The 8,780-nt window shown below is 34.3% G+C and carries 9 protein-coding genes; 2 read left to right on the top strand and 7 right to left on the bottom strand.

Annotated elements, in window-relative coordinates; all coding sequences use genetic code 11:
• Window positions 1-67: 67 nt before the first annotated feature.
• Window positions 68-736, top strand: a complete 669-nt coding sequence (locus ACH2CJ_RS01405; RefSeq protein ID WP_394990285.1) for a hypothetical protein — start codon at window positions 68-70, stop codon at window positions 734-736.
• Window positions 737-764: 28 nt separating this feature from the next.
• Here the strand turns inward: ACH2CJ_RS01405 and ACH2CJ_RS01400 are convergent, their stop codons facing one another.
• The 7 genes from ACH2CJ_RS01400 to ACH2CJ_RS01370 form a co-directional block, all read right to left on the bottom strand.
• Complete coding sequence (locus ACH2CJ_RS01400; RefSeq protein WP_394990284.1) at window positions 765-1,955, bottom strand: VWA domain-containing protein; 1,191 nt, start codon at window positions 1,953-1,955, stop codon at window positions 765-767.
• Between the two features lie 60 nt (window positions 1,956-2,015).
• The gene (locus tag ACH2CJ_RS01395) at window positions 2,016-2,168 is read right to left on the bottom strand and encodes a hypothetical protein (protein WP_394990283.1); all 153 of its coding nucleotides are present in this window, start codon (window positions 2,166-2,168) and stop codon (window positions 2,016-2,018) included.
• Window positions 2,169-2,243: 75 nt separating this feature from the next.
• Window positions 2,244-3,098 carry an AAA family ATPase gene (locus ACH2CJ_RS01390; RefSeq protein WP_394990282.1) on the bottom strand — a complete coding sequence of 285 codons (855 nt, stop codon included), beginning with the start codon at window positions 3,096-3,098 and terminating at the stop codon, window positions 2,244-2,246.
• A gap of 81 nt (window positions 3,099-3,179) precedes the next feature.
• Complete coding sequence (locus tag ACH2CJ_RS01385; RefSeq protein WP_394990281.1) at window positions 3,180-3,713, bottom strand: hypothetical protein; 534 nt, start codon at window positions 3,711-3,713, stop codon at window positions 3,180-3,182.
• A gap of 4 nt (window positions 3,714-3,717) precedes the next feature.
• Window positions 3,718-5,151: an MBOAT family O-acyltransferase gene (locus ACH2CJ_RS01380; protein WP_394990280.1), complete on the bottom strand. Its 1,434-nt coding sequence runs from the start codon at window positions 5,149-5,151 to the stop codon at window positions 3,718-3,720.
• A gap of 189 nt (window positions 5,152-5,340) precedes the next feature.
• Window positions 5,341-6,636 (bottom strand): dihydrolipoamide acetyltransferase family protein, encoded by a 1,296-nt coding sequence (locus tag ACH2CJ_RS01375; RefSeq protein ID WP_394990279.1) that lies wholly within the window; start codon window positions 6,634-6,636, stop codon window positions 5,341-5,343.
• A 35-nt stretch (window positions 6,637-6,671) separates the two neighbouring features.
• A complete protein-coding gene (locus ACH2CJ_RS01370) occupies window positions 6,672-7,946 on the bottom strand; it encodes a competence/damage-inducible protein A (protein WP_394990278.1) in 1,275 nt (424 codons plus the stop codon).
• Window positions 7,947-8,123: 177 nt separating this feature from the next.
• Between ACH2CJ_RS01370 and ACH2CJ_RS01365 the strand changes: the two genes are divergently transcribed.
• On the top strand, window positions 8,124-8,780 hold a 657-nt coding region (locus ACH2CJ_RS01365; protein ID WP_394990277.1), incomplete at its 3' end, for a DUF4197 domain-containing protein.

Genomic DNA, 8,780 nt, shown 5'->3' with positions numbered 1-8,780 from the left:
TTTTTTTTGGGTTTTTTTGTGTGGTAATTTTGCACTAATAAATTTTTGTTAAAGCGACTCGGTTTTGATGAAATTTATCATCAATAAACTTTTTGAACTAAATCCTGATTTCAGAAATTATATCCAAATTGTTGATAGACTCAATGACGCTGATGCTTTAATAGCTACAGGAAGCGACAATACTGCAAAGCATTTTGAGTATTATTTTGCAAAAAAACCACATATAATTCGTAAAAATCGCTCATCTATTGCCATCTTAAGTGGTGATGAAACCAAAACAGATTTAGGGAATTTAGGGAACGATATTTTTCAATACTTTGGGTTGGGCTGTCGAAATGTTTCAAAATTATATGTGCCACAAGGTTATACTTTTGATAAATTCTACGAAGCCATTGAGTATTGGAACACGATTTGCTTACACCACAAATACAATAATAATTACGACTATAATAAGTCAATTTATTTAGTCAATAGAGTTATACATCTCGACAATGGTTTCTTGCTTTTAAAAGAGGATGAGGCTCTGGTTTCACCAATTTCAGTTTGTTTTTGGGAAACTTACAACGATGAAGAACATCTGAAAACATTGATTGAAAATAAACGAGACAAAATTCAATGTATAGTTTCAAAAGGTGGGTATTTCGAAAATTCTTACAGTTTTGGAGAAGCACAAATGCCAAAATTAGATGATTTTGCGGATGGAGTTAATACGATGGAGTTTTTGAAAAATATATAAAACTTTTGGGAACAACTCCGTTGGGGGTTCAAAACTTCAACTTGCTATTTTTTAAGCATTTCATTGCTTTTTCAATACCATTGATGGTTAGAGGAAACATGCGGTTGTCTGACCACGTTCGTATCTGTTGGATTGTGTGCGTATATTGCCAATAGCCATCAGTTACGGGGTTGAGCCAAACCAAATTTGGAAATTTGGTTTTGAAACGCTCCAACCAAGTCAGACCAGATTCGGCATTATAATGCTCTACGCTACCACGAGGCTCGGCAAGTTCCCACGGCGACATGGAGGCATCGCCAATGAAAATTACTTTGTAGTCTTTATTATATTTGTTCAGCACATCCCAAGTCGAAATGCGGTCTTCGTTGCGACGGTGATTATCTTTCCAGAGGACTTCATAAACACAATTATGGAAATAATAAAACTCTAAGTTTTTGAATTGGTGTTTTGCCGAAGAAAAAAGCATCGAACATTGTTCAATAAAATCATCCATCGAACCACCAACATCCAATAAAAGCAAAACTTTTACTCGATTTTGCTTCGATGCTTGCATTTTTATGTCTAAAAGCCCAGCATTATTGCTTGTTCGTTCGATGGTTTCATTCAAATTCAATTCGTCTTCAATACCTTCACGGGTAAGAATTCTTAGCCTCCGCAAAGCCATTTTGGTATTTCGGGTATTGAGTTCGAGATTATCGTCATAATTTTTAAAATCACGTTTGTCCCAAACTTTCACGGCACTTTTGTTTCCGCTCTTCCCTCCTATTCTAACGCCTGCTGGATTAAATCCTGCATTACCAAATGGAGATGTTCCGCCCGTGCCAACCCATTTACTGCCACCTTCGTGGCGTTCTTTTTGCTCTTCGAGGGTTTTCTTCAATCTTTCTAATAATTCTTCTAAACCTCCTGCTGCTTCAATTGCCGCTTTATCTTCATCAGACAATTCTCGTAAAAACTTACTAATCAGCCAATTATCATCAATAGTTAAAAGTTTATCTACAGGAATATTTTCTAAATCTCCAAAAAACTGCCCAAAAAGCTTATCAAATAAATCAAGATTTTGCTCATGTTTTACATAAATGGCTCGACTTAAAAAGTAAAAATCTTCCGTATTATACGACACAACTTCTTTGTCGAGGGCTTCTAACATGGTCAGATGCTCTCGAAGATTCACTTTGAGATTGTTATTTCTTAGATGAAAGAAGAAATCTGTAAGCATAGTTTGTACAAAGGACAATGTTGTTTAAAGAAATATTTAATTTCTAAGTCAAATTATTTTCTATTTTTTTACAAAGTCAAAAATCGCTCCAACAGCAGCACCTATGACTAATCCCATTGGGATGCTTACAGAATTGCCATAAACTGCTACGAACGCGAGTCCAAGAGCAGCTCCAAGAGCAATACCGTTTCCAGAATTTTTATTTTCTTTCATAATTGAAGTTTGCTTTGTTACTTATTTTTTGTCGTCTGTTTCATAGATACATTGTCCATCGTAACAATCAACATATTATTTAATTCCTTTCTCTCTCAAAGCCTTAAACAAATCATAATCAGATTCATTTTTCAATAATGCTCCGAGATAGGGTGGAATTTCATTCATTTTGTTCAGATCATCTAAATCTTCAGCCGAAACATGTCCGACTAAAAGCAATCTAAGCCAGTCAATGAGTTCGCTTGTTGAAGGCTTTTTCTTGAGATTTTTTACTTCTCTGATGCCAAAAAATGTTTTCATGGCATTGTTCAGCAGCATTTCTTCTAATTTTGGATAATGCACATCAACTATTTGCTGCATTGTTTCTTTGTCTGGAAAACGAATAAAATGGAAAAAGCAACGACGAAGAAAAGCATCGGGCAATTCCTTTTCATTATTTGAAGTTATTATGATAATTGGGCGATGTTTTGCTTTGATAGTTTGCTTGGTTTCGTAGCAATAAAACTCCATACGGTCAAGTTCCTGCAATAAATCATTAGGGAACTCAATATCAGCTTTATCAATTTCATCAATTAACAAAACGCTTTGGACTTCGGTGTCGAAAGACTCCCAAATTTTACCTTTTTTGATATAATTTTCTACATGATTTACCTTATCATCGCCTAATTGGGAATCTCTTAGGCGAGAAACCGCATCATATTCATACAAACCTTGTTGAGCAGAAGTGGTAGATTTTACATGCCAAGTAAATAATTGTTTATCGAGCGATTTGGCTACTTCAAAAGCCAAAAGGGTTTTGCCGGTGCCAGGTTCGCCTTTTATCAAAAGTGGTCTTTGTAAAGCTACCGAAGCATTTACGGCAATTTGTAGCTCTCGAGTTGCCACATAATTTGAGGTACCTTTAAATTCTTTATTTTGCTTATTTTCCATAAAAAAAACACGAAACCGTTTTAAGTAACTCCGATGCTGAATTGTCCAATACTTTTATTCGTTTTCTGTACTTACAAACTTCTACTCCTCCTCTTCACTTGTGAAACTATAAAGCGTTTGGTCGAGTTCTAATTTTCCAGCGTTAAAATCATTAATAAATTTTGTAATTACCTTAGCATCAATCTCTTCCACATTTAAAGCAATGTCAAGACCGATACCATATTCAAAATCTTTTTCTACTTCAACAAACTCAGAAACCTTAATTACTTCTTCTTCCTCTAACTCTTCAATTATTTCTTCAAGCATTAACTCCATGTCTTCATCTTCCTTATAATTAGGTTTTCTTCTTTCCAATTCGACATAGTTTGGATTAGCTTTTTTCATACGAATTTCGGCTTCTTCAAAAACCAAACTACTATGATTGAGACGTAAAGTTCCCATGACTGCATCGTAAATAACCTCTTTACCTTCGTGTTTACCCACAAATTGAAAATGTGCAAATTCACCTGAATCATTCATTCCATCTTCATCTTCAACAATTACATAATTCTGTCCTTCTTGCTCACACTCTTTTTTGAGTTCCGCAATTTCGATTGGGTCAAAGCCTTCGTTCATATCTTTAAAATTGAAAATAAATAAATTGAGAATTATTATATACTCCGTAACACAAAATCATAAATAAAATTACATAATATGCTGCCCAACGTTGCCATTTGGGTTTGGCATCGAACCAAGCTGCAATACTTCGCCCTCGTTGTTGCCACTGCACAATTTCCATTATCAAAAATGAAATAATGATTAAATATAAATCATTTTTGCCAATCATTCCAAGAATTTGGTCGAATGAATGAGAATTGGTTTCAAAAAGGTTTTTGACAATATAAATCGAGTCTTCATTAGTATTGGCTCGAAAAAATACCCAAGCAAAGGCAGCCAACATAAATGTAACAATTGCATGAATGCTTTTTTGAATAAATGGTATTCTAACAAGATTCAACACTTTGTCTTGAATACTTTTAGTTAGTTGTCCGAAAATCAAATAAACCCCATGTAAAGCTCCCCAAATAACATAGTGCCAGCTTGCTCCATGCCAAAACCCTGACAACATAAATACAAAAAACAAATTGAAATAAAGTCTTGGTTTAGAAACTCTATTACCACCCAAAGGAATGTACAAATAATCTCTAAACCATGTTGAAAGTGAGATATGCCAACGTCTCCAAAACTCAGAAATAGACTTGGAAAGATAAGGTCTATCAAAGTTTTTCATTAATTTAAAGCCCATCACACGAGCAGCACCAATAGCAATATCAGAATATCCTGAAAAATCACAGTATATCTGAAAAGTAAAAAATAGTGTAGCAATTATTAACGGAAGCCCCTGATAATCAGTCGGTTGATTATAAATTTGATTAACAAAAACTGACAACCTATCGGCAATTACTACTTTTTTGAACATTCCCCAAAGCATCAAGCGAAGCCCACTAACTGCTAAAGTAAAATTAAATTCGTGTTTCGTATAAAACTGATGTATGACATTTTGTGGTCGTTCGATTGGGCCCGCTACCAACTGCGGATAAAACATTACATATAGTGCATAAATACCAAAATGGCGTTCTGCTTTTTGATTTCCTCGATATACTTCAATGGTATAACTCATGGCTTGAAAAGTATGAAATGATAAGCCAATGGGCAAAATTATGTTCCAATGAGGAATAAGTTCATTGGGGTTTATTTTGAATAGAACTGTGTTAAAATTGTCAATAAAGAAATTATAATATTTAAAGACTGCCAAAACACCAATATTTGCCACGAGGCTCATTATCAAAGCCGTTTTTCGACTTTTACCTTGCGATTGTTCGATCCAAATTCCTGCAAAATAATCGATTATAATGGTGAAGAAAAGTATAAGAATATACTCAAAAATAAAAAAACTGTAAAAAAAACAGCTCGCCAATAATAAATGAAACCAGCGATATTTGTGCGGAATGGCAAAATAAATGAGGGTAACGAGCGGAAAGAAAAGTAGAAATTCAAAAGAATTGAAAAGCATTTATACTTAGATATAAGATATTAGAAAATTTCAAAATTTACAAAATTTGTTTTCTGCTTTCAAAGTTCAAGGTTTATTTTTGTTTTTAAAAACTTTTCCAAGAAAACCTTTAATCTACTTCGAGTTTTTTAAATTATAAAGGCATCGAAAAAATCTCGATGCCTTTATTTAAATCAAAAAATACAATTTCTAAAACAGTTTTCGCTCTAAATCAAAGTTTTCTAAATAATCGGAAACTCTTTTAACAAACTGTCCGCCAAGCGAACCATCAACTACACGGTGGTCATAAGAATGTGAAATAATCATTTTTTGACGAATACCAATAGTATCTCCGTGAGGAGTTTCAATGACTGCAACCTTTTTCTGAATAACCCCGAAAGCAATAATTGCTACTTGTGGCTGCATGATGATTGGCGTTCCTGCAATATTTCCGAAACCGCCAATATTTGAAACCGTAAATGTTCCATCAATTAAGTCATCGGGTTTCAATTTATTAGTTCTTGCTCGGGTGGCGAGGTCATTTATTTTCTTTGTCAAACCAATCAAGCTGTAAGAATCTGCTTCATGAATGACTGGTACAATCAGATTACCATTAGACAAAGCAACTGCCATACCTATATTAATTTTACCCTTTATAATAATTTTATCGCCGTCAACTTGGATATTTATCAATGGGAAATCCTTGATTGCTTTTACTACTGCTTCGATTAAAAGAGGAGTGAAAGTAATATTTTCGCCTGTTTCTTTCTTAAATTGACCTTTAACTTTCTCTCTCCACAAAACAATATTGGTCATATCGGTTTCTACAAATGAAGTAACGTGTGCTGAAATTCGTTTAGATTCAGTCATTCGTTCAGCAATCATTTTACGCATCCTATCCATTTCAACAATTTGGTCATTTGGACTATGTTCAGTCGGGCGGCGTTCAGTGAATTGCAAAATAGGTTCTTCTATTGTTAAATCAGAGCGTTTTTTCAGATAAGCTAAGATATCATCTTTGGTTACTCGATTATCCAAACCTGTTCCTATCATTGCATCTAATTGCTCCGACGAAATATTTTCTTCCTTAGCAATATTTATTACCAAAGGAGAATAGAAACGAATATTCGAAACATTCGATTTTAGCTCAGAGTTAGTAGCTAAGTTTGATGAAATAGTTAGTTGTCTTTCAATTTCAGGCAATAAATTCTTTAGTTCTTGTTCAATATCAGCTATAACCGGTTTGTTTTCTGAAACCTGTCCAACTTCGGTTTCAATTATACAAATCGGATTTCCTATGATAGCAATTTCGCCTTTTTGAACCAAAAATTGTTTGATAATACCTGAATGCGATGAGCCAATTTCAGTATCAATCTTATCTGTAGCGACCTCTAAAATCATATCGTCTGCTTCGATTTTCTCACCGACATTTTTAAGCCAATTCAAAACCGTACATTCAAAAATACTTTCGCCCATTTTAGGCATTATCATTTCTACCAAAGCCATAATGTATAGTTTTTGTTGAAGATTTTTTTTAAAGATTAGCTCTCATAATCTCCGTTAAGCATTTTTCTCAAAAGATTTAATGCTACAACGCTTCCGTAATTGATATTTGTATCTCGTTGATTAGACATTTGTAATTTACGAGCGATTGTTTTCCCTTCCATTGCACACGCAATCCATAATGTGCCAACTGGTTTTTCTGATGTTCCTCCATCAGGCCCAGCCACTCCACTTGTTGCAATTGCAAAGTCAGTTTTAAGAAGTTTTCGCACGCCTTCTGCCATTTGTGTTACAGTTTCTTCACTCACTGCCCCATTTTCGGTGATTGTTTCAGGTTTTACGCCCAACACATTAATTTTCACAGAATTATCATAGCTTACTACACTTCCTGTAAAATAAGCAGAACTGCCCGGAACTTTTGTAAACAAGTGTGAAATATAGCCTCCTGTGCAACTTTCGGCAACTGAAACGGTCAAACCTTTTCTTTTCAAAGTTTTTCCAATAGCTACTTCTAAATCATCGTTATCAAAACCAAAAACTGATGATTCAATTAAAGGCAAAACTTTATCTATTTCATCTTGAACTTCTTGTTTTAAAATTTCTTCATCTTCTCCAACTGCTGTCAATCGCAAACGTACTTGTCCAAAACTTGGTAAATACGCCAATTTGATATGTTCAGGCAGATTATCTTCCCAATTTTCAATTTTTTCAGCTAAAAACGATTCTCCAACGCCAATTGTACGAATCATTTTGTGATAAATGACAGGTGTTTCAAAGAATTTTTTTAATCGTGGAATTACTTCGTTGGTCATTAGATATTTCATCTCGTGCGGCACGCCAGGCATCGAAACGAAAATAGTTGTACGATTCGACTTTCCTTTATGCTCAAACCACATTCCTGGGGCAGTTCCTGTTTTATTTGCCAAATAAGTACAACGACTTGGTATTGTTGCTTGCAGACGGTTAAGTTCCGTCATTGGACGACCTCCTTTTGTAAAAAAATCTGTAATAAAACTCAAGGCATCTTCATTGATGAGCAATTCATCATCAAAATATTTACAAAGTGTTTTCTTAGTAATATCGTCTTTTGTGGGTCCAAGTCCACCAGTCAATAAAATTATATCAGCACGATTTTCAGCTTCTTCAAAAATTTGTAAAATTTTATCTTCTTGGTCGCCAACCGAAGACTTACGCACCGTTTTTATACCAATTTTATCTAATTCGGTACTCATCCATTGCGTGTTAGTATCCGTAATTTGCCCATATAAAATTTCATCTCCAATTGTTACTACTTCGGCTAAAATGAGTCTCATTTATAAAGTTTTAAATGTTCTTTATTGAATTTTGTTGTTTTTTGCGGTAAACTATGACTATCGAACAAGCTATGTTTGCTATTTCAAACTTTATTTGCACAAAAATACAATTTTCATTGTTCATTCGTTAGTAAGAGAATTAATAATTCATAAAACAATCTCAAAAAAACAGTAAAAATGAAAAAATCGCTTTCTATTTTCTTTATAATCAGCATTTTAACTTTGCAAGGTTGTGCAGGACAAAAATTTAATCTGGGTAAAGTTTTAGGTGGAATCATTGACCAAACACAAAACGGACCATTAACAAATGATGATGTGGTGATGGGTTTGAAAGAAGCCTTAAAAGTTGGTATTAATAAAGGTGCTGATAGTGCTTCAAGAATGAATGGCTTTTATTTGAATCCAAGAATAAAGATTCCTTTTCCTCCAGAAGTTCAACGAGTAGAAAATGCTCTACGCAAAGTTGGCTTGGGAAATGAAGTGGATAAATTTGTAGTTTCTCTCAATCGTGGTGCAGAAGAAGCTGCTAAAGAAGCTAAACCAATTTTTGTCAATGCGATTTTAAGCATGTCATTTTCGGATGCTTGGGGTATTTTGAGGGGCGATAAAAATGCTGCCACAATGTTTTTGAAAAGAACAACTTCAGCAGCTTTGGTTCAAGCATTTATGCCTGCAGTAGAACGTGCCTTACAAAAAACGCAAGCAACTAAATATTATACCGACTTGGCAACTACTTATAACGCTCTTCCATTTACGCAAAAAGTAAATCCAGATTTGAAAGGATATGCAACTCAAAAAGCAATTGATGGCTTATTTATTTTAGTTGAAGAGGAG

This window comes from Emticicia sp. (genome assembly GCF_043780375.1).
Taxonomy (GTDB): Bacteria; Bacteroidota; Bacteroidia; order Cytophagales; family Spirosomataceae; genus Emticicia.
This window is presented reverse-complemented; position numbering and strand designations above follow the sequence as displayed.